Origin of the sequence: Streptomyces sp. NPDC001634, from assembly GCF_040298185.1 — a bacterium.
Classification (GTDB): Bacteria; Actinomycetota; Actinomycetes; order Streptomycetales; family Streptomycetaceae; genus Streptomyces.
In genome coordinates this window covers 46,918-70,848 of record NZ_JBEOZU010000020.1, presented here as the reverse complement: position 1 = coordinate 70,848, position 23,931 = coordinate 46,918, and the positions used below count along the sequence as shown (strand labels likewise).

Below are 23,931 nucleotides of genomic sequence, written 5' to 3'. Positions count from 1 at the left end.
TCGCATTCCTCTCCGGCGCCTGCGAGGTGAGCTGTCGGGTTCGGGCGGGGAGGTGCCCGGCCGTGTCCTCGGTGTCGAGGGCACGACTTCACCCCAAGCCGTTCCGGTGTGATGTCCGGCCCGGCGGCTTACCTGGTTCCCCCGCTCCTGCCTCAGTGGGTCGAAGGGTTCTCGAGCGGCGGCAGGATTCGGCGTTCCGCTCGGGTCGAATGGAAGGTATGCGAGAGCACATGTCGGGAACAAGCTCGGAAGTCACAGTCCTTCCGGATTGGCGTTGAAATGGGGGAATAGGGAGGGTGACCCCCAGCGTTGAATCGGGTTCAAGTTGCCACCAGCAAAGGGGGAGTTGGCGACGTGCCCGAAACGCCCCGTCTCATTCGGGCGTGACCTATTTCACGTGCTCCGACCGCAATGCCCAATGGGCGGGGGCCGGAATCAACTTGGGTGAAGTGGACATGGGTCACTCACCCTGATTCCGGCAAATTCGGACAAATAGTTCACGAGTGTGGTGGTGGCCCGGAGCTGGGCCCAGTGGGCGCGCCGCCCTAACCCGCCGTGCGCGGAACCCGCTTCTCCCATGTGCGGTGGAACACCACCTCGTCGCCGTCCTTGCAGACGAGCTCGTTCGAGACGACGAAGTCCGTTGCGGTGCAGGTGATCCCGGAGTGCGTCTCCACCCTCGCGTCCCACCCCGCCTCCGGGCGGTGCAGCCGGATCGACCGGTCGGAGCGGGTGCGGGCGGTCAGCGGATCCGCGTCCTCGATGGTGTACGCCTCCAATGTGTCCTCGGTCACTTCGAGACCGTCGGGATACACACGGGTGCCGTTGCGGCGTGGGTCGACCACCAGGAGCCACTCACCCTTCGCCACGTCCCGCACCACCAGGCGCTCCGGGCGCGGTTCGTCGAGCGTGGCCGGCCGGCTGACGCCCAGCGGCTCGGAGTGCTCCGGCTCACCGAACGCGATGTCCGCGCCCGACTCCCTTGTCCGTACGGGCAGTTCGAGTGCACTGCCCGCAGGGTCCAGTGTGAGGCCGGTCTCCGAACCCGGCTGCGGCCACAGCCACGGCCAGTACGCGGAGGAGACGGCGAGCCGGATGCGGTGGCCCGGCGGGAAGGCGTGGCCGATGCCGTTCAGCTCGAACGCCACGTCCTCGGTGGCCCCCGGGGCCCAGGGGACCGCCCGGTCCGGGCCGTGGCGCGCCGACAGGTTCAGGGCGCCCCGGGTGACGAGCGTCGACGTCCCGTCGGGTGCCACGTCGCAGAGGCGGGCGACCACCTGCCCGCGCGGCACGGAGGACGTCAGCCGCAGCCGCACCCGGGGCCGCCCCAGCACCCAGGTCTCCTCGGCCGCCTCGAACTCGAAGCAGGCCGACCTCGCGTCCTCCTCACGCTGGTCGGGCGGCAGGTCGGCGTCGTCGCCGCGGGGGACGACACCGCCCGCGTCGAGGCCGGTGTGCAGAGGGGAGCGTACGAGCACGGGGGCGCCCCGGAGCGCGTACGAGACCGGGGTGACGTGCGGTGACGGCCAGGACGGCTCGCCGACCCAGCGGCCCGGGAGTACGTCGTGGACCCTCGCCGGAGGGTGCGAGTCGCTGATGTACGCGCGCAGCAACGGCTCCGCCATGACCCCCGTGTCCTTGCCCTTGAGCCAGTGATCCCACCAGCGGAGCGTCTCCTGGAGGAAGCCGATCGCCGGCCCGGGCGGCCGGCCGCGGTCCGGGTACTGGTGCGCCCACGGCCCGATCAGGCCACGTACGCGATCGGCCGGAAGATGTTCCACGAGACGCAGCACGGAGTCCCGGTACGGGTCGTGCCAGCCGCCCACCGCCAGGACGGCGGCCCGGACCGCGCCGTAGTCCTCGCGGACGCTGCCGTGCCGCCAGTGATCGTCCCGTGTCTGGTGGGCCAGCCAGGTGTGGACGGGAGGGTCCAGTGCCGCCAGGCGTCCGAGCCAGGCGTCCCGCCACACCGCGCCCACATACCGGGGGTCCGGCGGACGGGCCGCGAAGGCGAGCAGCGTCGCCGTGCGGGTGTGCATACCGCAGGCGAGGACGGAGCCGCCCAGGTAGTGCACGTCGTTGTCATAGCGGTCGTCCGGGGCGCAGACCGTGACGACCGCCTTGAGCGGCTCGGGCGCGAGGGCCGCGATCCGGAGGGAGACGAAGCCGCCCCAGGAGATGCCGAACATACCCACCCGGCCGTCGCACCAGGGCTGCGCGGCCAGCCACTCGACGACCTCGACGCCGTCGGACAGCGCGATCGCCGAGTCCTCGTTGGCGGGCAGGCCGTCGGAGTTGCCGTGCCCGCGCACGTCCACCCGGACGGAGGCGTAGCCGTGGCCCGCGTACCAGGGGTGCCGCTGCCGGTCGCGGGGCGCGGTGTAGTCGGTGAGCCGGTACGGAAGGTATTCGAGGAGGACGGGGACGGGCTCCCCGGTCAGCGGGCGCCACGCGCGTGCGTACAGACGAGTGCCGTCCTGGAGCGGGATCCAGAAGTCGGCATGAGCCGTTTCATAGGGGAAGGAGGTACGGATGTGCATGCGCGTGACCTCGGACTCCTGGGCGTCCTCAGCGGGCCGGGTGTGCGTCCGGGCGGGTGACGGTGGCGCGCGGCGGTGATGGCCCACCGACTACGAGGGGCCTCTTTCGGTTATGTCGATGGATATCTGTTCGTATCACCTGATCAAGAACATACCGTTCGTGATCCGATACCGCCCGGCCTGGAACAGTGGGCGCTCGTGGTGATCGAAACCTGACCGGATACGCTGACTTGAGTGATGGCGGCGACAGATCGACAAACGTGTGAGCCGCGTCGACAGACGACGTCATCGACCAAGTGACCGTCTTTGAGACCGACCGTGTGATCGTCAGCAGACGTCAGCAGACAGGAGACCCCACGTGACCGTCGTCGGGCCGTTCGGGCTGAGCGTGCGGGACCAGGCTCTGGAAGCCGATGTCCAGGCCGGATTGGCCGCTGTCGAGGAAGGGTTGCTCGACGCCACCAAGAGCGAGGTGCCCTTCATCACGGAGGCCGCGCAGCATCTCGTACGGGCGGGCGGGAAGCGGTTCAGGCCGCTGCTCGTGATGCTCGCCGCGCAGTTCGGCGACCCGTACGCGCCCGGGGTCGTGCCCTCGGCCGTGGTCGTGGAGCTGACCCACCTCGCCACGCTGTACCACGACGACGTGATGGACGAGGCCGACGTGCGGCGCGGGGTGGACAGCGCGAACACCCGCTGGGGCAACTCGGTCGCCGTCCTCACCGGTGACTTCCTGTTCGCGAGGGCGTCGCACATCCTGGCCGACCTCGGCCCCGAGGCCGTCCGCATTCAGGCGGAGGCGTTCGAGCGGCTGGTCACGGGCCAGATCCTGGAGACCGCCGGCCCGCGGGACGGCCGCGATCCGGTGGAGCACTATCTGGACGTGCTCGGCGGCAAGACCGGCTCGCTGGTGGCGGTGGCGTGTCGCTTCGGGGCGATGATGTCGGGCGCCGACGAGACGGTCGTGGACGTGCTCACGCAGTACGGCGAGCGGCTGGGCGTGGCGTTCCAGCTGGCCGACGACGTGCTGGACATCGCGTCGGACTCGCACGAGTCCGGGAAGACCCCCGGGACGGACCTGCGCGAGGGCATCCCCACCCTGCCGGTCCTGCGGCTGCGTGAGCGCGCGGAACGACTGGGGCTGCCCGAGGACATCGCCCTGTGCGAGCTCCTGGACTCGGACCTGACGGACGACGCCCGCCACGCCGAAGCCCTCGCCCGGCTGCGGGTCCACCCGTCCCTGGAGCAGGCCCGTCGCGACACGGTCCGCTATGCGGAGGACGCCCGTACGGCCCTGGCCCCGCTGCGGGAGTGCGACGCGAAGGCGGCCCTGATGCAGCTGTGCGACGCTGTGGTGCACCGGGCGGGTTAGCCCCGGCGTGTCACCGCTCGGGGACGCTGCCGTGACACACCTGCCACATCCGTAACTTTTTCGTCATGCTTTTCGGTGAAGTGTGATGCAGGCCACAATGTTGGATTGAGTCCAGGCTCGGATCGGGTCCGTACCCATGCCCAGAAGCTGACGCAGGGGGCGTCAGCTCGGATACGGGGAGATTTCCGATCATGAGTACTGACGTCACTTCCACGAAGCGCCGCAAGAGCCTGATCGTCACCGGCGTCGCCGTGGCCGCCGCCGCCACAGTCGCCGCCGCGGTCATCCCGGCCTTCGCCGCCGGCAACGGGAACGCGCACCACGGCATGGACCACGCCGGGAACGCGGACCGGGCCGCCGTCGGAGGTGTCACCCGGAGCGGCACGCCCGCCGGTACCGGCGGCACCACGCTCGTCGCCGGCCTCCGTGGCGCCAACGAGGTGCCCGTCGCCGGCGGCCCCGCCGTCGGGGACAAGGACGGCGCCGCCCTGGAGTTCGTCAGGGTCAAGGGCGACACGGTCTCCGTCGCCGTCACCTGGCGCGGCACCGGCCGGCCCACGATGCTCCACATCCACCAGGGCGCCAAGGGCGTCAACGGCGGAGTCAAGATCGACTTCAGCAAGCTGCTGGCGAAGGGCAGCAAGGGCCACACCGTCTCCGGCAGCGTGAAGGTCACGGATGCCGCCCTGCTCTCGCAGCTCAAGACCGACCCCGGCGCCTTCTACGCCAACCTGCACACCGCCGAGTTCCCCGGCGGAGCCGTCCGCGGCCAGCTCCACAACGTCACCACCGCCATCGACTTCCGCCACGCCCTGGACAACTTCCAGGCCTCCGTGGTCAAGGGCAAGCAGATCTACGAGTGCAAGCCGGCCGCCGGCGGCGGCTACGCCTTCGCCCAGCGCGATGTCGCCGCGCTGCTCGGCGGCGGCATTCTGCACTCCTTCGTGAAGCCCAACTCCGGTACACCGCAGTGGGTCGCGCTCGACCGCAGCGCGGTCACCGGCACGGTCCTGACCAGGACCCCGAACGGCGACACGAACATCCCCGAGCTCGATCTGAAGGCCACTCAGTCCGGCAGGCACCACGGCCTGCTCGCGGACACCGCCGAGATCCTGCGCCTCAACACGGTCGGAGGCGTCGCACCCGCCGGCTCCTGCACGCCCGGCGCGATCGTGGGCGTGCCCTACCGGGCCGACTACGTCTTCGTGCAGCGCTGAGCGAGGAGTTCACCCCGGGTGGCGCCTTCCCCGTACAACCCCTACGGGTCGGGGCAGGCGTCACCCCCGCGATGTCATACCCGAGGATTACGTGGAGTTGAGCCCGGGGTCTGACGCTTCTCTTGAGCTGATTTGGTCAGATGGACAACACCACCTCATAGGAGTTCGGGTGACAATGGCGGCGTAGGGGTGGGGACACCTCCCTGCTCGAGCGAAGTCGAGAGCCAGGGGGAAAGTGCACTGACGGTAGGGCCGCCGCCGACGACGGAGGTAAGGCACACATGGCACCGTACGAATCCGACGACAACGCACCCGCCGGGGAGGTCGAGGACGTACGTGACGGGCGGCGCACCGCCGCGCGGTACGTCGTCCCGGTCGCAGTGGTGGGCGTCGCGGCGGCGACCATCGGGCTCGTCCCGGCGTTCGCCGGTTCCGGCGACCCCGATCTGCCGAAGATCAGCGCGCAGCAGCTCATCGAGAAGATCGCCAAGTCGGACGTCCAGCAGATGTCCGGCACGGTGAAGATCAGCACCGACCTGGGCCTGCCGAACCTCGGCGGTCTGCAGAACAGCCTCGCCTCGGGCGCGCTCTCCCAGGGCGCCAAGGGCAAGGACGGCTCGGCCGCAGACCCGAGCTCCAAGCTGCTCGAACTGGCTTCCGGTACGCACACCCTGCGGATCGCCGCCGACGGCCAGGACAAGCAGAAGCTGTCGCTCCTCGAGAAGGCCGCCGAGTACAGCGTCATCCGCAACGGCAACGACGTGTGGGCGTACGACAGCTCCTCGAACGAGGCGTACCACTCGACCGGCGCGGGCGACCACCGGGGCGAGAAGGCTGCGCCCAAGGACGTACCGGCCACGCCGAAGGACTTCGCGCAGGAGGCCCTGAAGGCCGCCGACAAGACGACCTCCGTGACGGTCGACGGCACGGTCCAGGTCGCGGGCCGGGACGCGTACAAGCTGCTCATCCGGCCGAAGCAGTCGGGCACCACGGTCGGTGCGATCAGCATCGCGGTGGACTCGAAGACCGGGCTGCCGCTGAAGTTCACGCTGACCCCGGCGTCGGGCGGCGCGGCCGTCGTGGACGTGGGCTTCACCGAGGTCTCGTTCGCGAAGCCCGCCGCTTCGACGTTCGACTTCACGCCGCCCAAGGGCACCAAGGTCACCCAGGGCGACCACGTGAAGGGCGAGCCGAAGGCGGAGCCCAAGGGCATGGAGAAGTCGGCCAGGGGCACCGAGCCGAAGACCATCGGCGAGGGCTGGAACGCGATCTACGTGATCGACACCGGCAGCAAGGGCGGGATGCCCAAGGGCTCGTCGTCCGACAACAGCGCGGTCTCCGGCTTCCTGGACTCCCTCGGTGACCACGTCAGCGGCAAGTTCGGCTCGGGCACGGTCTTCTCGACCCGCCTGGTCAACGCCCTGATGACGGACGACGGCAAGGTGTACGCGGGCGCGGTCACCAAGGACGCGCTGGTGAAGGCGGCCAACGCGGGCAAGTAGTCCCGTACGGACGGCACGAGCAGGAGAGCCCATGGAGGAACTGTCCGCCGCGGAAGCGGAGCCGCAGGCCTCGGAGTCCGAGGACCTGGAGCCGAAGGACTCCGGGGCGAAGGACTCCGGGGCGAAGGACTCGGAGGCGGCGGTGAGCGAACCGGACGCCCCGGTCATCGCCACCCGCGCCCTCACCAAGCGCTATCGCGGCGGGCAGCTCGCCGTGGACGGGCTCGATCTGACCGTCCCGGCGGGCAGCGTCTTCGGCTTCCTCGGGCCGAACGGCTCCGGCAAGACCACCACCATCCGCATGCTGATGGGCCTGATCGAGCCCACCTCGGGCACGGCGCGCGTGCTGGGGCAGCCCATGCCCCGCGCCTCGCGCGCCGTGCTCCCGCACGTCGGCGCCCTCATCGAGGGCCCGGCGCTGTACGGCTTCCTCTCCGGCCGCGACAACCTTCTGCGCTACGACGCCGCCGACCCCACCGCCGACCCGCGCACCCGGCGCACACGCGTCGCGGCCGCGCTGGACCGGGTCGGCCTCACGGCAGCGGCCGGCAAGAAGGCCAAGGCGTACTCCCTGGGCATGAAACAGCGCCTCGGGCTCGCGGCCGCCCTGCTCCAGCCCCGACGGCTCCTCGTCCTGGACGAGCCGACCAACGGCCTCGACCCGCAGGGCATGCGCGAGATCCGCACCCTGGTACGGGAGCTGGCGTCCGACGGCACGACCGTCTTCCTCTCCTCCCATCTGCTCGACGAGATCGAACAGGTCTGCACGCACGCCGCGGTGATGGCCCAGGGCCGGCTGATCACCCAGGGCGCGGTGGCGGACCTGGCGGCCGGGGCACGCGGACGCCTCGTCGTGACCACCCCGGACGTGACCGACGCGGCCCGCGTCCTGAAGGAACAGGGCGTGGCCGACGTGGTCGTGGCCGAGGACCGGGTGACGGGCGAGCCCCCGGACCGCGAACCGGCCGATGTGAACGCCGCACTGGTGACCGCCGGAGTCCGCGTCCGTGGCTTCGGCGTCGAACGCGCCTCCCTGGAGGACGCGTTCGTGGCGCTGACGGGAGAGGGCTTCGATGTCGCGGGTTGACACCATCGGCACGCCGGATGCCGTACGGGCGCCGAGCCCGCTGTGGACCTTCGGCCTGCTGCGCAGCGAGCTCGTGACGACCTTCCGGCGCTGGCGGACGCTTGCGCTGCTCGCCGTGCTGGCGGGGGTGCCGATCCTGGTCGGGATCGCGGTCAGGATCCAGACGGGCGGCGGGTCCGGACGCGACGGACGCGGGGGCGACGGCGGCCCGGCGTTCATCACGCAGATCACCAACAACGGGCTGTTCCTGGTCTTCACGGCGCTCGCCGCGACGCTCCCGTTCTTCCTGCCGATGGCGATCGGCGTCATCGCCGGCGACGCGATCGCGGGCGAGGCGAACTCCGGCACGCTCCGCTACCTCCTGGTGGCCCCCGCCGGCCGTACGCGTCTGCTGCTCACCAAGTACGCGACCACGATGGCCTTCTGCCTCGTCGCCACCCTCGTCGTCGCCGTCTCGGCACTCGCGGTGGGCGCCCTGCTCTTCCCCCTGGGGGACCTGACGACGATCTCGGGCACCCGCATCAGCTTCGCCGACGGCCTGGGCCGCGCCCTGCTGATCGCCCTGGTCGTCGCCGCGTCACTGATCGGCGTGGCGGCCCTCGGCCTGTTCATCTCCACCCTGATCAACAGCGGCATCGCGGCGATGGCGACGACGGTCGGCCTGGTCATCACGGTCCAGATCCTCGACCAGATCCCCCAGTTGCACGCGCTCCAGCCGTACTTCTTCTCGCACTACTGGCTGTCCTTCGCGGACCTCATGCGCGACCCGGTCTACTGGGACGACCTGCTCCACAACCTCGGCCTGCAGGCCCTGTACGCGGCGGTCTTCGGCTCGGCGGCGTGGGCGCGGTTCACTACGAAGGACATCACGGCGTAGGGCTCGGTCCAGGAGGCCTGCGCATGCATCATCTGCATGCGCAGGGATCCGGGATGTCGTGTTGCGCACGCCTCAGCGCTTCTGCCGCACCGAAAGGCGCAGCCCGGCGCCGTTCTCGCGCTGGGTGAACACGGCTCCGCCGTTCAGCGTCGCGACGGGAGCCAGGGTGCCCTGGGGCAGGGCCTTCGGTGAGCCCGTGCTCACGTTCAGTTCGACGACAGGTGTGGGGCCGGGGGTGTCCTTGGCGACGCCATAGCGGGTTTCGTCGTCGGGCACGCCATAGGCGGTCCCGTCGTCGGCGAGAGCGGCGATCTTGAAGCTGCGGCGGGTCTTGTCGCCTGCCTGGCAGAGACCCTTACCCGTCTTGACGTCGAAGACGACTGAACCGAAGGCGAGGTAAGTGCCGTTCGGGGAGGTAATGGGGGAGTACTCATTGTACTCGAGACCGTTGTCACAGGCCGTACTCGCCAGCAGTCGGCCGCTTTGCAGGTCATGCACAGACCAGACGTCGGCCGACCTCCAGTGGACGACGAACATTCCGTGGTCGACGCCGAAGAAAGTGCCGTCGTTCACGTTCTTCGGAGCGATGTCGCTGCTGGTCCAGCCGCCCGGTACGAGAAAACCCTGGCTCGTGGCGTTCACTACGGGCCCCTTCCTGGTGACGGCCACGACGCCATCGAACGAGCAATCAGAGCCGCAGTTGAATGGGTGTTCCTCGTCATAGCCTGTCACTTTGCCGGTTGCCGCGTCGACCGTTGCGCTCCCGGGAGGGGTGGAATTCCACATGACCAGCAGCCCGGCCCCGCTGTCCCGGACTTTGACGGGACCCGACCGCAGTGTGCTGACGGGCACAGAGACGTGGTGCAGCGGCGCGACCGAACTGCCGGAGGAATCCGCCGGGTAGATGTTGATCTGGGTTAGCTCCTGGTTCTTGGTCAGGGCATCCCCGGGCTGCTCTCCAACTGCCCAGGCAGCGAAGTAGGAGCGGCCGCCCTGTCGGACGGTGGTCAGCCGGGGAGTGTCGACGGCAATGCGATCCTGCGAGTCCACCGCCGGTGTCCGGTACGACGCACTGGTCCACCGCACCTTGCCCGTCGCACCGTCACGCGCCTGGACCGCGTACCCGTTGCCGGACCGGATGATGTAGGCGACCGTTTCGCCGTCCGTCGTCACCGGGTCGACGTCGGCATCCTGCGGGACCCAGTCGATCTCCTGGTCCCAGCCCTTGCCGCCGTCGTATTCGGGAGGTACGGCGAGCTTGACCGGCGCGGCGCCCCGGCTCGCCCCGGAGCCGCCCTTGTGGTCCGGGCCGGTTCCCGTGCCGCCGCCGTCGCCGGATCCGCATCCGGTGAGCAGCGCCCCGGCCAGGGCCGTCGCCGCAACGGTCATCCGCGTCCTGCGCATGTGATGTTCTCCAACTGAGTGTCGTGCGGTGCTTTTCCGCGTTTTGCCGGTAACTGCTGGGTCGTTTGATTTCCGCATGTCAGGTCGTAGGGCTGATGTCCAGCAGCAGCGCCATGACGCCGACGAGCGTGGCACTGCTGACGATCTCCCGCCGGGCGATCATTCCGGCGAGCCGGGAGAGTGGGATCCACTCCAGGCGGTCCGACTCGTTGCGTTCGGTCGGTGCGCCGATCCGCCGGGCGTCGTCCGTGCGGAACACGAAGTGGCGGGCGTCGGTGATGCCGGCCGCGGGCTCCGCGTACACCAGCTCCCGCAGCGAGCCCGGACGCCACCCCGTCTCCTCCTCCAGTTCCCGTGCTGCCGCCTGCGCGGGCTCCTCGCCGTCCTCGACGAGACCCATGGGCAGCTCCCAGGCCCAGGTGTCGGTGACGAAGCGGTGGCGCCACATCATCAGGACACGCTGCTGCTCGTCGACGGCGGCCGTCACAGCGACGTCCCGCAGTCTGACCACGTGGTAGTCGACCCGGGTGCCGTCGGGTTGTTCGACGTCAAGCGAACGCAACCGCGCCCAGGGGGTGTCGTGGATCGTGCGTTCCCCGTGGACCGTCCAGTGCATCGCGAACTCCTCAGTGCGACGGGCCCTGTGGCTTGGGCGGCTGTGGTATCTGCGGCCGGGCCTGGGAGGCGGACCCCTGGTGGTTGCTCCCTGTGCCCTGGGCAGTGGTGGCGGTGCCCCTCCGGCCGCGTGAGGTGAGGGCGGCCGCTTTGGCGATCGGCGGCTGGGGGTGGGGGCCGGTGGGCTGTGAGGCCTGGGTGCTCTGGGTCATCTGTTGGGTGACCTGGATCGTCTGATTGACCGTCAGGGTGACAGTGGTGGCCGTGCCCCGCTGCGTGGGCGGGATTCCAGGAGGACTGCCCGAGAGTAAGACCGTCCCTTCAGGGCCTTGCACCGTGGCATGTGCCTGCTGTGCGGCCGAGGCGCCGGTGGCGGGCGCTGGGGCGGTGACCGAGGCCTGGACGAGGGAGGTCGCCGCGTGTTCCCAGGAGTACGACTTCAGGATCTCCCGCAGTTGGCTGGCCTGGGCGATGCGCTCCGGCAGCTGCTCCTTCATTTGGTGGACGGCGGTGGCCCACTTCGCGACGCGGAGGCTGGGGTCGGCGGGCTCGGGGACGACGCAGGGGATACCCAGCTCGGGGGCGATCCGGTTTGCGTCCTGCAGGAAGCGGGCGGCACCGCTGTCCTCGTTGACGAGCACGGGCACGCCGTGGCCCAGGGCCTCGGTGGCGACGAGTCCGAAGCCCTCGTGCTTGGAGGGCATGATGACGGCGTCAGCTCGCCTGATGTCGTTCCTGATCGCGTCGCGTTCCGTGGAGAAGGACAGCACGGTTACGTTGCCGCCGCCGAGTTGGCTGAACCTCTGCTGGAGATCCGGCACCTTGGCGTCAGGTACGCCGCGGATTGTGAGGTGCACGGCGACACCCCGGTCGTTCAGCAGTTTCACGGCCTGGGCCGCGTCCTCGAATCCCTTGAGGGCGTCGTCCGCGCGCCCCAGGGCCAGCAGTTGGAGGGGACCGTTCTGTTGCTGCGCGCGCTGGACGAGGGGCTCGATGGCGGTGCCGGGGACGAGTTCGTGCGAGGTCGGTACCTGCGGGTTCGTGGAGGCCAGTTTCCGGGCCTCCTCCGTCAGCAGCGGGCCGACGCCGACGACGACGTCGGCGCGGTTCATGATGACCTGCTCGATGCTGGAGTCCCGGGCGGCTTTCTCGGCCGCCCTGGCAGGGTTGTTGGGGTACTTGAAACCGGGCAGTCGTTCCGGGCTGGTGTGCAGGAAGTGGGTGACCCGCGCCTCGGTGTACCAGGTGTCCCGGATGGCCACCGCCGCCGGGCCCGAGAACCGGGAGTGGCCGATTATCAGGTCGAAGGACTGCTCCCGGGGGTCCGGCAGTCCGAAGGCCGTGGGGTGCTGCGTAGTGACCTGTTGCTCTAACCAGTGGCGCCCCTCGATGTTCTCCGGTGCCGGTTGCACGGTGCGCAGTGTCACCCCCTCGTGGCCGCCCTGCACCTGCTTGACGGTCAGGAGGGTGACATCGTGCCCGCGGGCCGCGAGGGCCATGCTGATCTGCTCGTTGAACACGGGAACGCCGCCCAGCCCCATGCCGCTCTCGTCGCAGAGCACGAGGATTCTCTGACGCTGTTCGTCCGGCACGCGCCGCTCCCGCTCAGAGGCCGACGTGAGCGCCGAGCTCACGCCGGAACCGCTGGTCAATGAAGTGGACCAGGTCATAGGCGCTGTAGTGGATCACGTCGCTGTACAGCCCAGGTCGGAGGCGGGCCGCCAACTCGTCGAGCAGTTCGGCGAGGACCACCGCCCGGGTGGTCGACAGCACGACGTCGGTCTCGCCGCGGTCGCGGTCGGGCGGACGCTGGTACTCCGCGGGTGTCCAGGGCGGCGGCGTCTCAGTGAACGTCCGGGCCCAGTAGTCGGCCTCCTCGGCGAAGGACTTGGGCTGGCCCTGACCGTCGGTCACGGACGAACCCCACGCGAGATGGCGGGACGGATCGATCCCCTCTGGGTCGTCGCGCCAGACCGGCGCCGGGCGGCCGCCCAGCAGGGCGAGGACGTCGGACGCGGCGACTGCGGTCTCCATCACCAGGGAGAAGTCCGTGCTGGCCTTCAGCTCCTCGGGGGACGGGATGACCTCGGCGGCCCGCCACGCGGCCCCGCGCAGCTCTTTCAGCCGTGCCCGCAAATCCGGTACGTCGCTGACGCGCCGGGACGCCGGAGCGATCCACGGCGCGGCGCCTGGCGGGTACGGAGCGGGTGCGGGCGCGGCCAGGGGTGCGCGTAGGGCGTCGGCCGCCTCGTGGGCGAGCGCGCTCAGCCGCGCCGCGTCGGCACCGATGGTAACCGGGGGACGGCCGGGGGCCATCCGGAAGGCGAGTTCACGCAGTGCGAAGACGGCGATCCAGTGCCGGGCCGAGGGAATGATGACGCAGGCTCCCGGCCGCAGGTTGTAGTCCTCCAGGTACCCCGGATCGGCGTCCAGGCGGGTCGTCCAGTCCGCGAGGGCCTCCTGGAATCCAAGAGGTCGATCCTCGCCGCCCGGCGCACGGCGCGAGACCAGGTGCCGGGCGGGATCGGAGGGTTCCCCGGCCCGCGGCCCTTCGGCGTCGCCGGACAGCATGAAGGCCTCCAGCGCCCGCCAGGGAGTGCTGCGCTCCTGCGGCCAGCCGACTTGCTCGTCCTCATATCCCGGTCGCCAGGCCGGGTAACCCTGCGACCACAACATCCGGGCCGCCGCCGAGTACAGCTGCTCATAGGCGGCTGCCATCTCCTGATGGTCAGTCATGTGTCCCTCCTGGGCAGGCGATGGACGTGGCTCTTGGATCTTGTCCTATCAGAACCCCGACCTGTGCGGCCCGGCCCGGGCGCGCCGCCGTGGTCGAGCAGCACGCCGTCGAAGCGCATGCCCTTGCTGTGCAACTACCTGTCCAGGGTCGGCACGGTCCCGGCGACAGCGCGTGCCACGGCCAGCAGTAGTTCCTCCCTGCCGTGCGCCGCCACGATCTGCAGCCCCACGGGGCAGCCGTCGGCACCGAATCCCGCCGGAATGCTGATCGCTGGATGCCCGCTCAGGTTGAACGCCCAGGTCAGCGCAGTCGAGTACCTCTCCCCAGGGCCCTCGTGACCGTGCGGGGCGTTCGGCGTCGTGGGGGTCAGCAGCAGGTCGGCATGGCGGAAGAGGTGGGCCAGCCGTCGGTTGTTCACGGCCCGGGTGCGCTCCGCCATGTGGACGTCGGCTCCGGGGGAGCGGAGGGCGAGCCAGGCGGGGGCGGGGTCCTCGAGGCGGAGGGGTGCGGCGGGGCGTACGAGCCGTACGGTTCCGGCATCCGCGAGTCGGCGGGCGGCGGCATGGGCCAGGGAGACGGGCTCAGGATCGGGCTCGGCGAATCCGAGGTCGGGGGACCAGACGGCGGTGGGCGGCGAAGCGGTTCGTCCTGCCCCCGTGCCCGCTCCTCCTGCCTCCACGGGCGTGCCCGACATCACGCGCCAGTACGCCTCCGCGTCCGACGCACACCGGGCGAGGACGCCGGGTGCCGCCAGTCCCGTGCGGTCGCCGGAGGGGAGTCGGCCGTTCGTGGTCTTCAGCCCGACGATCCCGCACCATGCCGCGGGGATCCGTACCGAGCCTGCCCCGTCGCTGCCGGTCGCCAGCGGGACGAGTCCGGCGGCCACCGCCGCCGCGGAACCGGCCGAGGAGCCACCTGGGCTGCGGTCGGCCCGCCAGGGGTTGACGGTACGGCCGTACCGGCCAAGTCCCCAGGTCTGCCAGGGAGTTCCAGAGCCGGGCACGGCGGTGGCCCCCACGGGCACACATCCGGCGGCGATCAGCGGGCCCGCCGTACGCAGCCCGTGCCGCCCCTTGACCCCGATCGGCACTCCGGCCAGCAGCGGCCGCTCACCCGCCGTGACTCGAGCGTCCACCTCCCGCGCCCGTTGCAGTGCTGCTTCCTCCCAGACCTCGGCGAAGGCGCACAGGACCGGGTCGACCCGCCCGATCCGCTCCAGCGTCGCCGTGACCGCGTCAACGGCAGTCACCTCGCGGGTATGGACGGCGTTGGCGAGGTCCTGGGCCGTCAGAGACGGACGGAAGATGCTCGGTTCCATGGGGACTCTCCGGGGCGGCTCAGCGTCCGGGACTCGCGCCGGGAGGCGTCGGTGGCTTGGGGCCGTGGGAACGCGCCGGGGTCGAGGGGCCCGTGGCAGGAGTATGCGCCGACTGTGGCGTGCCGGTGGATCCGGCGCCCCGGAGTCTGGCGGCCCGGGCAACCGGATTGTTCGCAGCCGGTGTCGTCTGTTGCGCCGCTGGCGCCTGCTGCTGCGCGGACGGTGCATTCGCCGTGACCGAGGCGGCGACGGGCGTCGTCACCCCCTGGGCCATCTGTTCCTTGGTCAGGTAGGGGCGAGGCTCTACCTTCCAGGACGGTGCGTTCGGGTCGACCTCCTTGCGGATCACCCGCTCCATGAGGGTCGCCATCTCGACCGGGCCGATGCCGCCGGGAACGGGTGTGAGGTGTTGGGGGATGTGGTAAGCCGCGTGTTGGACATCCCCGCGGACGCTGCCGTCCGGCTGTGGGACGAATCCGGAGTCGACGACCAGCCGGTGGTGGGGCCGGAGATGTTCGGGACCGAGAATGCCGGGATTACCGGTGACCGAGACGACGATGTCGGCGTTCCGTACCTGCCTCAGGTCGTCGCCGACGTCGAGTTCCATGAGCCGGTGCCCCTGCTCCCGCAGGGTGGTGACCACGCCCTGACCCACGAAGCCCTTGCTGCCCACGACCGCGATGGTCGGATTGTCCTGGGCGAACGGTTCCACCACACGGCAGATGCCCTCGGCGGTGGCGCACGCCTGGTAGGAGGAGCGGCCCTTGAGGAGGGCGTCGATGTCCTTCTGCGGGTCCATCCGCTGCACGAGCGGTCGCAGATGGGCCGGCGGCGGGAACTGGACGATGATCGCGCGGGTCTCGGGGTCCTGGTTGGCACGGTCGAGGACCTCGGCGAACTGCGCACGCGTCGTCCCGGGCGGCAGGACGATGTGGTCGGCCCGGAAACCCAGGTGCTCGAAGCTCTTCACCTTCTGCTCGGCGGAGACCTTCGAGGCCTGGAGTCGTATCTGCCAGTCGGGCGGATCGGTGGCGGCCGGCTCGAAGCGGATGATCGCCACTCGCCGTCCCGTCGGCTCCACGGCATCGCGATAGCGCTGATAGAGCTCCTTGGCCTGCCGTAGGACGTCGCGACCCGACACATGCTCGGTCATGTGTCGCCTTACCCGCCGTGGCCGATGCGGGCCAGCACCTCGGCGACGGGGGCCAGCCGCAACCCCTGCAGCAGCTTTTCCACGTCCGCCGACGTGAGCGCCTGATCACCGCTCAACTCGTCCCGGTAGCCGGTCTCGTCCGCCATGAGGGCGATCCGGGTGAAGGTCTCGGGCCCTGACGGGTCGTGGTACGAGAACTCCCCGAAGTGGGCGATCCACTCGACCTCGTTCAGGTCCCTTCCGAAGGCCTGGCGCAGCACCGGCAGCACGGCGTTCGCCACGCCGGCGAAGTCGTCCGTGATGCCCCGGTCGTCGGGATTGCTCGCCAACTCGGACACGACCGCGACCGCCCGGTGGGTGGCGGGGTCGTAGACCGCGCGGACCAGCGTGTGCGCCCTGCCCGCCCGGTGGTGACGCCAGTCGACCACGTCTTCCCAGTACTGACTGCTCTCGTTGCTCATGCGTGATGCTCCTTCAAGCGGTGGATCAGCCGTGCGGCACCTGGATTCTCTTCCAGTTGGTGGCCTCGTCCACCAGAAGTCGGATGTGCATGGACCGGATCCCGTCAGGGATCAACCGTCGTATGCCTCAACGACCGGCGCCGCCTTCGGCCGATGGTTCCCCTCCTTGCACCCCGCGAACGGGCCGGTGGGGGAGCGGAGCTCCCCGAGTACGGGCCCCAGGTGGTCCCGGTGCCACATCGCCGGGCCGGAGGAGCCCGCCGCCGGGTCGGTGTACTCCTGCCAGGCGAGCCACAGCCCGTGCAGCCGGGCGACGGCCTCCAGATGCTCCCACCAGCGGGGGCACCAGGGCTGCTGCGAGGAGACCTCGCGGCCGTAGACGGGCAGAAGGAGGTCGGAGACCCAGAGGGCCAGGTTGCGCATCTCCTCGGCGTACTCCGCGCCGTCCAGGTAGAGGATGAACGGCGGTGCTGCGGGCTGTTCCTGGACGGTGGTCATTGGACGGCTTTCTCTACGGCACGGGCGGTGATGGCTTGGACTTCGGCCTGGGCGGCGGCCTGGATGCGGTCGGCGCCGGGCTCGGCGTACCAGGGGCGCAGTCTGATCATGGCGGGCTTGATGCCGGTGGCCAGGAGCAGTGCGGTGCCCTTGGGCAGGGCGCGGATGCGGTCGGCGGGCAGGATGCGCTCCAGGCGGTACGAGGTGGAGCGGGAGCGGCCGTCCTTGCTCTTGGAGTAGCTGACCGTCGACACGTCGTGCTCGCCGACCAGCCGGGAGACCTTCTCGACGAAGTCCGCGTCGTCGAGGCCCGCGCCCAGCAGCTTGATGGTGGCCGCGCCCCACAGGGCGTCCATCCCGGCCTCGCCCCAGACGCGTACACCCTGCCGGTAACTCTGCAGGAGGGTCACGATGTTGATGCCCCGTGAGCCGAGGTGGGAGTACAGGTCGGGCAGGTCGGAGATGCGGCAGACGTTGGCGGCCTCGTCCAGTACCGCCGTCATCGGCGGGTCGAGGCGGCCGCCCATCCGCTCGGCGGCGACCACGCCCGCGCGCAGCACCGAGTCCGCGGCCGCGGCGATGACGCCCGCGGCCGAACCGCCGCCGTCCTTGGAGAGCAGGTACAGCGTGTCCTTGGACAGGACGTGCTGTTCCGGCCGGAACTGCGGCTTCTGCGGGTCCGGAGTCACCCAGGCGGCGATGGCCGGGTCGAGGAGGCAGGCCGCGCACTGGCGGGCCGTCTCATAGATGCCGTCCCGGGTTTCGACGGCGCCCTGGATGGTGCCCTGCAGCTGGTCGGCGAGGGCCGGCATGGCCGCGTCGCGCAGCAGGTCGATGGGGGTGCGGTCGGCCGGGTCGGCGAGCCACGCCAGCACCTCGCCGACCCCGCGATTGCCCCGGTTGGCGGCGTGGAAGAGCGCGGTGAGCGTGTTCTGGGCCGCCGAGATCCAGAAGTCCCGCTTGGAGGCGTCGTCGTTGACCGCGCCGACGAAGTGGCCGGCGAGGCGCCGTGCGCCCTCGATGGTGGCGGCGTCGGCGAGCATGTCCCACCACATGTCGCGCGTGGTGTGCGCGATGCCCTGCGGATCGAACACCCAGACCCTGCCGGTGCGTTCGCGTTCGCCGCGGGTGACGCTGTAGACGTCCGCCTTGTTGGAGGTCAGCAGCACGCTGCCCTGGGCGCGCAGGACGCGTGGCACGGCGATGCCGGTGGACTTGCCGGCGCGCGGGGCCATCAGGTCCAGTTCCACGTCCTCGTAACTGGAGCGCAGCTCGGGCCCGTTCGGCTCCAGGTTGCCCAGGAGGTTGCCCGTCTCGTCCGGTTCCAGCTTGGTCGCCTTGGACAGCGACGGGCGCAGTGCACGGGCCCGGGCGGCCGCTCCCTTGGGGAGCATCCCGGCCAGTTCCTTGCGGCCGGCGAGACCGCTGGGGCGGGACACCCGGCCGCGTACCAGGATGATCAGCACGACCACGAGGGCGACGAACACGCCGAAGACCGTGGCCATGCCGGCCGTCACCGCGCCGCTCGACGCGGTCGGCCACAGCGGCTGCGGGCCCTCCTTGACCAGGGTCGCCAGCGTCTGCAACGAGAACGGCGGCGGGTTCCAGCCCGCGCCGGACACCGCCGCGCCGACCGTGCCGCCCAGCCAGGCGCCGGTGAAGGAGCCGCCGACGAGGACGGCCACGCCGGGAATGATCCAGGGCAGCAGGTCGTCCCCGGAGGAGTGGCTCTTGCGCGCGGGGCGCGTGCTCATCTCGACGCCTCCGTCTCCTTCGTGAGGTTCAGAGCGTTCCCGGTCCAACGGGTGTTCGTGTTGTGCAGGTTGCGCTCGGTCTCCGTGATCGACACCTTGATCGGGATACCGGGACGGCCACCCACCTTGATCAGGAAGCGGCCTCGGCCGGGCGGCTCCTCGTTGCCGCCGGTGCTGGCCCAGCCGGGCGGCGACGACCAGGACGAGACCAGCTCGATCTCACGCTCCGACATGCCGACGATCTCGCCCAGTTCCCGCATCTCGGTGCGCGGCAGCCCCGCGCACACGACCATGCCGGCGCGCTCGACGAAACCGCGGGCCTTGGCCCGGTCGGCCTCGCTGCCCAGCGCCTCCGCGTCCTTGAGGGTGTGCGTGATCTTGGCGTCGCCGAGGCCGAGCGACCGGTTGAGCCGGGTCAGGGCGTCGATCCTCTCGACGATGCCGGACGCGGCGCGCAGCGGCCGCCACAGCTCGTCCAGGACGGTGAAGAACCAGCGCTGCGGGGCGAGTCCGGCATCCGCGAGGGCGTGCGCCGCGGCCACCGTGCCGAGCCCGTCGGACCAGGCGGCGAGCATCGCGGCCGCGGTCAGCTGGGTGTCGGCCTCGCCGATCCGCGAGATGTCCACGCACACCGCGGGCGACGCCGGGTCGATCCTGGTCGACGTCTCGGCCGCGAATGTGTCGCCCAGGGGACCGTCGAGGACGCCGAGCAGCGAACGGTGCAGCGGGTCGACGGCCTCCTGGTAGCGGGCGACGTCACCGCGGTCCAGGGTCACCGCGCGGACCCGGTCGGGGCCCTCGTCCAGCACCCGCAGCAGATCGGGCAGGAGCGGCGCGCGGCCCGGCTTCGTCCGTTCGGTCAGGTGGTGCAGACACGCGGAGAGCACGGACTGCTCGTGGTCGTCCATCGGCCGCCCGCGGACGATCGTGATCAGCGCGGCGACCATGTTGAGGACACGGCCGTGCGCCTCCGCGGCCAGGACCCGTCCGGCCTCGCCGCCGACCCGCGCCGCGGCCTGGCCCATCGCACCGGGGTCGAGCACGTTGATGCCGCCGACGCCGCGCCCGATGGAGATCACCTGGCCGCCGAGGGCACGCACGGTGTCCGCGTAGTCGGGCTTCAGGTCACCGAGCACCAGCGGGGTGACGCCGGTCGCCACCAAGCCGATCAGCATCCGGTTGACCAGCGTCGACTTGCCCAGACCCGGCATGCCGAGCATGAACAGCGAGGGGTTGGAGATGTACCGGGCCCGGGTGAACCAGGAGATGGGGTCGCCGCACACGGTCGCGCCGGTGTGCAGGTGCTGGCCGAGCGGAACGCCGGTCATGGGCGCGCCCGATCCGGCGGCGAAGGGCCACAGGCCGCACGCCTGCACGGTCGTCGCACGCCACATCGTGGGCGGATCGAGATACCCGACCTGGCCGCCACCGGCCCCGTACCAGCCGCGCGGCGGGGCCGTCGTCGGGCGCGGTGCGCGTTGCTGCTTGCTCACAGCGCCTCCCTGACCTGGTACGGAACGAGCGTGTGTTCCCACGGCAGCAGGCCGACGGGCAGCGTGCAGGTGAAGGCGGAGGCCTGCATACGGTCGGCCGGGCGCATCAGGATGCGGGAGGAAGCCTGGAGGTTGCGCACGGTGATCGCCGCGTCCTGGAGTTCCTGCTCGCTGTCCACGGTGACGGTCACCATCAGCGAGAACTCCACGAGTCCGGCGCCGGAGGCTTCTTCGGCCGCGGTCTGCTCGGCCGCCCGGATCTCGGAGGTGGCGCGCGCCTGGACCAGGCCGCCCCGAGAGCTCGCCATGAAGTGGGCCGCACGGCGGTCGGACTCCACGATGCGGGCGGAGGTCGCGGGGTCGATCGGCCGGTAGATCAGCGAGACGCGCTTGCGGCGTGTGCCCGGGACAGGCTCCAGCAGGCCACGGAGCACGCTGGAGCGGACGGTGCCACGCGGGGCGAGCGTCAGCATCCAGGTGCGGGAGACACCGGAGTCGTGCTTGTAGGCGTTGACGGTCTCGACCGCGGCTGCCGGGCCGGAGTCCTCCCACTCCAGACCGGTGGTGGCGTGCTCGGCGCGGGCGCTGAGCACGTCCGGTGCGACGGCCGGGTCGTACGCCACCCGCACGACCTCGGCGATGCGTTCGGCCGAGAGCGGGTACGCGGACCCGCCACCCGCGGCGATCAGCCCGGACAGCAGTCCGGGAAGCCGCATGGACAGGTCGGTGATGACGTCGTCGACGTCCCGCTTGGGGCCGCCGGTGGGGCCGTAGGTGAGGGCGATGTACGTGTGCATCTCCGAGGAGGCGGTCGGGTAGCGCTCGACGACCTCCTCCATCACGGCGCGGGCCGCGGCGGGGGCGTCGGGGGAGATACGGGGCAGGACCTCGGCGGCGAGCCGGGTGCCGGTGTCGGGGGCGGTCTCGACGACGACCTGGGCGCCGCGCAGACCGGGCTCATGGGCGAGCCGGGACAGCCAGTCGCCCCAGCACGCCACCCAGATGTCCACCTGCTCCGGGTCGACGAGCGAGCCGCCGTCGGGCTCGCAGGCGAGGACCAGCGTGTACAGGTTGCGGCCCGGGTGGTGGATCACGCCGAACGGGCGGTCGTACGCGTCCCGGCCTTCGTACATCTTGGTACGGGCGAGCAGTCCGGGCGGCTGGAACCGGCCGCCCGGGCGCCGGGAGAGGGGCCCGGAGACGTAGGTGGTGGAGCCGTTCGCCTTCCGCTTCATCCAGCCGATGCGGAGGGCGAGGACCTGATAGACGTTACGGCCGTCCGCCGTGCGGAGCGCCAGCGGGGCCAGGAAGAGGGCCGTGGGGACGAGTACCAGGATCGCCAGCGCCAGGGAGACCAGCGAAGCCAGCAGCGCCACGAGGAGACCGCCGAAGGCGACGACGGTTCCGAGCAGCCCCAGGGGGCCGAGACCTGGGCGGCGGGGGCGCCGCCAGTTCCCGTAGGTGGGACGCGTCAGGGCGTCGGTGGACATGGGTTCCCTTCTTCCGGCTTCTGCGGTTCTTCCGGCTTCAGCGGTGGGGGTGGTAGGGGCGGGGCGGTGACGGGAGGCGGCCGGGCCCGGGATGCGGACCCGGCCGCCGAAGGAGGAGTTACTGGTTGTGGCCCTTCATCCCGTCGTTGTCATCAAGGGAGTTGACCACCTCGCTGGCTGCGGCGACCGTGGTCTGCGCCACGACCGCGGCGGCCTGCACGGCCACGGCCGCACCACCGGTGGCGGCACCGGCGGCCGCTGTGCCCGCGGCGCCGGCACCGGCGCCACCGGCTCCGCCCGCGCCTCCGCCTGCCGTCGGAGCAGGTGCACCGGCTCCGGCGGACGGGGAGCCCTTGGGGCCGGACTCACCGGCGCTACCACCGCCGCCGCCCCCGCCACCACCGCCGCCGCCCATGCCACCGCCGGCGATGCTGACTGCGCCGCTGGCCAGGTTGTTGACGGCGTTGAGCGCGACCGTGCCGCCGGAGGTGCTGCCCAGCGCGGCGGTGGCCGGAACGATCAGCTTCAGCAGGGCGGGAAGGGCGAAGACCGAGAGGATGAGCATGCCCATGCCTGCGATGGTCTGGTTCAGGTCCTTCGTGTCCTGGGTCATGGCGGTGGCCGAATAGATGATCAGGGCCGCCGCCGGCTTGTACAGCAGCCAAGCCGCGAGCCAGCCCGTGTGTTTCTTCCACCAGCCCTCCCCCCATCCGGTCATGGACGAGACGGCGGCGAGCGGCAGCGTGCCCACCAGCATGATCAGTACACCGATGCGGATGTACATGAGGCATATCTGTACGAAGGACGACAGCATGACCAGCAGGCCGAAGATGAGAACGAGGCCGGGCGAGTCAAGGGTCATGACGCCGAGGATCTTGTCTGCCGTGTCGCCGAGATTGGACTTGCTGTAGATGTCCTTGGCGTACGAGTCGGAGGCGGTGGTGAGCGCCTGCACCACGGGCACCGCAAGGCCGCCGACCAGGAGGACCTTCCACATCCCCATGAACGCCAGCTTCATGGACTGGCCTCTGCGGTCGAGGGCCATTTTGAACGCGGCGAAGAGCAGGCTCGCCACGGCTACATAGCCGACCAGCCAGCTGGTGACGCTGTGGATGTCCGTGGTGGGCTGGGCCGGGTTAGAGACGTTGATGTTCATCCAGACGCCGTTGAGCGCCTTCAGCGTCTCCGACGTCGCGTCGCCGATCGCCTTGGCGAAGGCCTCGACGCCACCGTTGGCGAGTTGCTCACCCCCTTTGGAGAGGGTCCACTTCAGGCCGTCGCCGACGCAGTCGTACACCTTCCAGGTGCAGGACATTTCACTTCCCCCAAGTGACGAAGCCGTTGGTGCCGCTCACCTGCGATGTCCCGGAGTAGACCGTGCCGTCCGGGTCGGGTGCGACCTTCCAGTCGCCGTCCTGCCAACGCACGTTCATCGAAGTGGCGCCGTACATACCCGCGTTGGGCCCGCGAACCAGGATCATCACTGTCGCCGCCTGTTTGCTGTACGACAGGACTGTGAACCCGGCGTAGCCACCGGCATCAGCCTCGCCGGAGGTGGGCTTGTCCTCCTCCTTGGAGCGGCTCGCGATCAGTGCATCCCGGCCGGCACCCGGCAGGACCTGCCGGTCCACGACTTTGCGCCACCCCGGATAGTTGAAGTGATCCGTGATGGCCTGGGCGGCAAGTACCGCGCCCATGGGCGTGTGCGCGTAGCAGGACCAGACGGGTCCGTCGAACTTCAGTGGGCCCGCGGTCTTCGAGACGGGAACCAGTCCCGTTCCGTCGGCCTTCCACGAGAAGTCCTTCGGCGGCGCTGTCGGCTTCGCCTGATCGCTGTCGTCGGTACGGCAACCGGCGGGTCGCGCCTCCCCGCCCCCGCCGCCATGGGAACCGCTCTGGCTCGGGGTCGGAGACGAGGAGGCGTCCGGAGTCCCGTTCTCGCCGCGGGTCATCAGGGTGAAGCCGGCGAGGACGATCAGCACCAGCACGAACCCGGCCGACAGGATCCAGCCTCGCTGCTGCCAGAACGGCTGCTCCCACTCTCCGCTGCCCCCGCGGGGTCGGCCGGAGTTCACCATGTCGCTGCTTCCCTTCTGTCGAGGCCCTGCTCGGATCAGCCGAAGACGAACGTGACGACCGGGCCCGCGGTGGCCACCAGGACGCAGCCGCCGAGGACCATGCCGAGCCGGCCCATGTGCTCCGAGCCCTCGCCACGGCGCATCGAGATCGCCATCATCGCGCCGGTGATCAGCACGCCCGCCACGCCTGCCGCGGTACCGGCCCAGGCCAGGATGCCGAGGACCGTGTTGACCTTGCCGGTGAGGGCCCCCGGGGCGTTCCGGGTGGGGTTGGGCACCGATCCGTCCGCGAGAACGAAGTACGTGTGGGCCTTGGCGGCAAGTGCCTTGATCATGAG

20 protein-coding genes and 1 riboswitch are annotated in these 23,931 nt (G+C 70.6%); of the genes, 5 read left to right on the top strand and 15 right to left on the bottom strand.

Annotated elements, in window-relative coordinates:
• Positions 1-3: 3 nt before the first annotated feature.
• Positions 4-204: riboswitch (cyclic di-AMP (ydaO/yuaA leader) on the bottom strand.
• 341 nt (positions 205-545) lie between these two features.
• Positions 546-2,540 carry a CocE/NonD family hydrolase gene (locus ABT186_RS15690; RefSeq protein ID WP_351925441.1) on the bottom strand — a complete coding sequence of 665 codons (1,995 nt, stop codon included), beginning with the start codon at positions 2,538-2,540 and terminating at the stop codon, positions 546-548.
• Between the two features lie 358 nt (positions 2,541-2,898).
• On the opposite strand from ABT186_RS15690, the gene ABT186_RS15685 reads away from it, so the two are divergent.
• The 5 genes from ABT186_RS15685 (at position 2,899) to ABT186_RS15665 (ending at position 8,592) form a co-directional block, all read left to right on the top strand.
• Positions 2,899-3,909 carry a polyprenyl synthetase family protein gene (locus ABT186_RS15685; protein WP_351223790.1) on the top strand — a complete coding sequence of 337 codons (1,011 nt, stop codon included), beginning with the start codon at positions 2,899-2,901 and terminating at the stop codon, positions 3,907-3,909.
• A gap of 191 nt (positions 3,910-4,100) precedes the next feature.
• On the top strand, positions 4,101-5,126 hold the full coding sequence (locus ABT186_RS15680; protein WP_351925439.1) for a CHRD domain-containing protein: 1,026 nt from the start codon (positions 4,101-4,103) through the stop codon (positions 5,124-5,126).
• A 281-nt stretch (positions 5,127-5,407) separates the two neighbouring features.
• A complete protein-coding gene (locus ABT186_RS15675; RefSeq protein WP_351925437.1) occupies positions 5,408-6,628 on the top strand; it encodes a LolA family protein in 1,221 nt (406 codons plus the stop codon).
• 31 nt (positions 6,629-6,659) lie between these two features.
• Entirely contained in the window at positions 6,660-7,715 is a 1,056-nt protein-coding gene (locus tag ABT186_RS15670) for an ABC transporter ATP-binding protein (RefSeq protein WP_351925435.1), read from the top strand.
• Positions 7,702-8,592 (top strand): ABC transporter permease, encoded by an 891-nt coding sequence (locus tag ABT186_RS15665; RefSeq protein ID WP_351925434.1) that lies wholly within the window; start codon positions 7,702-7,704, stop codon positions 8,590-8,592. Before ABT186_RS15670 ends, ABT186_RS15665 begins: the two co-directional genes overlap by 14 nt.
• Positions 8,593-8,664: 72 nt before the next feature.
• Here ABT186_RS15665 and ABT186_RS15660 read toward each other — a convergent pair whose 3' ends face one another.
• The 14 genes from ABT186_RS15660 to ABT186_RS15595 form a co-directional block, all read right to left on the bottom strand.
• Positions 8,665-9,996 (bottom strand): hypothetical protein, encoded by a 1,332-nt coding sequence (locus ABT186_RS15660; protein ID WP_351925432.1) that lies wholly within the window; start codon positions 9,994-9,996, stop codon positions 8,665-8,667.
• Between the two features lie 79 nt (positions 9,997-10,075).
• A complete protein-coding gene (locus ABT186_RS15655; RefSeq protein WP_351925430.1) occupies positions 10,076-10,612 on the bottom strand; it encodes an NUDIX hydrolase in 537 nt (178 codons plus the stop codon).
• Between the two features lie 10 nt (positions 10,613-10,622).
• A complete protein-coding gene (locus ABT186_RS15650; RefSeq protein ID WP_351925428.1) occupies positions 10,623-12,203 on the bottom strand; it encodes a glycosyltransferase family 4 protein in 1,581 nt (526 codons plus the stop codon).
• 13 nt (positions 12,204-12,216) lie between these two features.
• Positions 12,217-13,347 (bottom strand): hypothetical protein, encoded by a 1,131-nt coding sequence (locus ABT186_RS15645; protein WP_351223777.1) that lies wholly within the window; start codon positions 13,345-13,347, stop codon positions 12,217-12,219.
• A 134-nt stretch (positions 13,348-13,481) separates the two neighbouring features.
• A complete protein-coding gene (locus ABT186_RS15640; protein WP_351925426.1) occupies positions 13,482-14,666 on the bottom strand; it encodes an amidase in 1,185 nt (394 codons plus the stop codon).
• Between the two features lie 19 nt (positions 14,667-14,685).
• The gene (locus ABT186_RS15635; protein ID WP_351925424.1) at positions 14,686-15,819 is read right to left on the bottom strand and encodes a tetrahydrofolate dehydrogenase/cyclohydrolase catalytic domain-containing protein; all 1,134 of its coding nucleotides are present in this window, start codon (positions 15,817-15,819) and stop codon (positions 14,686-14,688) included.
• Positions 15,820-15,827: 8 nt separating this feature from the next.
• Positions 15,828-16,280: a hypothetical protein gene (locus tag ABT186_RS15630; protein ID WP_351223774.1), complete on the bottom strand. Its 453-nt coding sequence runs from the start codon at positions 16,278-16,280 to the stop codon at positions 15,828-15,830.
• A 111-nt stretch (positions 16,281-16,391) separates the two neighbouring features.
• Positions 16,392-16,778, bottom strand: coding sequence for a DUF4913 domain-containing protein (locus tag ABT186_RS15625; RefSeq protein ID WP_351223773.1), 387 nt, complete (start codon positions 16,776-16,778; stop codon positions 16,392-16,394).
• Entirely contained in the window at positions 16,775-18,532 is a 1,758-nt protein-coding gene (locus ABT186_RS15620) for a type IV secretory system conjugative DNA transfer family protein (RefSeq protein WP_351925422.1), read from the bottom strand. Before ABT186_RS15620 ends, ABT186_RS15625 begins: the two co-directional genes overlap by 4 nt.
• A complete protein-coding gene (locus tag ABT186_RS15615; RefSeq protein ID WP_351223769.1) occupies positions 18,529-20,025 on the bottom strand; it encodes a putative type IV secretion/conjugal transfer ATPase in 1,497 nt (498 codons plus the stop codon). The genes ABT186_RS15620 and ABT186_RS15615 overlap by 4 nt, the downstream gene beginning before the upstream one ends.
• A complete protein-coding gene (locus ABT186_RS15610; RefSeq protein ID WP_351223767.1) occupies positions 20,022-21,515 on the bottom strand; it encodes an SCO6880 family protein in 1,494 nt (497 codons plus the stop codon). The genes ABT186_RS15615 and ABT186_RS15610 overlap by 4 nt, the downstream gene beginning before the upstream one ends.
• Before the next feature lie 118 nt (positions 21,516-21,633).
• Positions 21,634-22,830 carry a hypothetical protein gene (locus ABT186_RS15605; protein WP_351925420.1) on the bottom strand — a complete coding sequence of 399 codons (1,197 nt, stop codon included), beginning with the start codon at positions 22,828-22,830 and terminating at the stop codon, positions 21,634-21,636.
• Position 22,831: 1 nt separating this feature from the next.
• Positions 22,832-23,593, bottom strand: a complete 762-nt coding sequence (locus ABT186_RS15600; protein ID WP_351226687.1) for a DUF8175 domain-containg protein — start codon at positions 23,591-23,593, stop codon at positions 22,832-22,834.
• Positions 23,594-23,628: 35 nt separating this feature from the next.
• Positions 23,629-23,928: a hypothetical protein gene (locus tag ABT186_RS15595; RefSeq protein ID WP_351226689.1), complete on the bottom strand. Its 300-nt coding sequence runs from the start codon at positions 23,926-23,928 to the stop codon at positions 23,629-23,631.
• Between the last annotated feature and the right edge of the window lie 3 nt (positions 23,929-23,931).

What these genes read in the sequence shown, in the direction of transcription:
- ABT186_RS15690 (WP_351925441.1), bottom strand. Translation starts at nt 2,540, where the DNA reads ATGCACATCCGTACCTCCTTCCCCTATGAAACGGCTCATGCCGACTTC.
- ABT186_RS15680 (WP_351925439.1), top strand. Translation starts at nt 4,101, where the DNA reads ATGAGTACTGACGTCACTTCCACGAAGCGCCGCAAGAGCCTGATCGTC.
- ABT186_RS15675 (WP_351925437.1), top strand. Translation starts at nt 5,408, where the DNA reads ATGGCACCGTACGAATCCGACGACAACGCACCCGCCGGGGAGGTCGAG.
- ABT186_RS15670 (WP_351925435.1), top strand. Translation starts at nt 6,660, where the DNA reads ATGGAGGAACTGTCCGCCGCGGAAGCGGAGCCGCAGGCCTCGGAGTCC.
- ABT186_RS15665 (WP_351925434.1), top strand. Translation starts at nt 7,702, where the DNA reads ATGTCGCGGGTTGACACCATCGGCACGCCGGATGCCGTACGGGCGCCG.
- ABT186_RS15660 (WP_351925432.1), bottom strand. Translation starts at nt 9,996, where the DNA reads ATGCGCAGGACGCGGATGACCGTTGCGGCGACGGCCCTGGCCGGGGCG.
- ABT186_RS15655 (WP_351925430.1), bottom strand. Translation starts at nt 10,612, where the DNA reads ATGCACTGGACGGTCCACGGGGAACGCACGATCCACGACACCCCCTGG.
- ABT186_RS15645 (WP_351223777.1), bottom strand. Translation starts at nt 13,347, where the DNA reads ATGACTGACCATCAGGAGATGGCAGCCGCCTATGAGCAGCTGTACTCG.
- ABT186_RS15640 (WP_351925426.1), bottom strand. Translation starts at nt 14,666, where the DNA reads ATGGAACCGAGCATCTTCCGTCCGTCTCTGACGGCCCAGGACCTCGCC.
- ABT186_RS15635 (WP_351925424.1), bottom strand. Translation starts at nt 15,819, where the DNA reads ATGACCGAGCATGTGTCGGGTCGCGACGTCCTACGGCAGGCCAAGGAG.
- ABT186_RS15630 (WP_351223774.1), bottom strand. Translation starts at nt 16,280, where the DNA reads ATGAGCAACGAGAGCAGTCAGTACTGGGAAGACGTGGTCGACTGGCGT.
- ABT186_RS15625 (WP_351223773.1), bottom strand. Translation starts at nt 16,778, where the DNA reads ATGACCACCGTCCAGGAACAGCCCGCAGCACCGCCGTTCATCCTCTAC.
- ABT186_RS15620 (WP_351925422.1), bottom strand. Translation starts at nt 18,532, where the DNA reads ATGAGCACGCGCCCCGCGCGCAAGAGCCACTCCTCCGGGGACGACCTG.
- ABT186_RS15610 (WP_351223767.1), bottom strand. Translation starts at nt 21,515, where the DNA reads ATGTCCACCGACGCCCTGACGCGTCCCACCTACGGGAACTGGCGGCGC.
- ABT186_RS15605 (WP_351925420.1), bottom strand. Translation starts at nt 22,830, where the DNA reads ATGTCCTGCACCTGGAAGGTGTACGACTGCGTCGGCGACGGCCTGAAG.
- ABT186_RS15600 (WP_351226687.1), bottom strand. Translation starts at nt 23,593, where the DNA reads ATGGTGAACTCCGGCCGACCCCGCGGGGGCAGCGGAGAGTGGGAGCAG.
- ABT186_RS15595 (WP_351226689.1), bottom strand. Translation starts at nt 23,928, where the DNA reads ATGATCAAGGCACTTGCCGCCAAGGCCCACACGTACTTCGTTCTCGCG.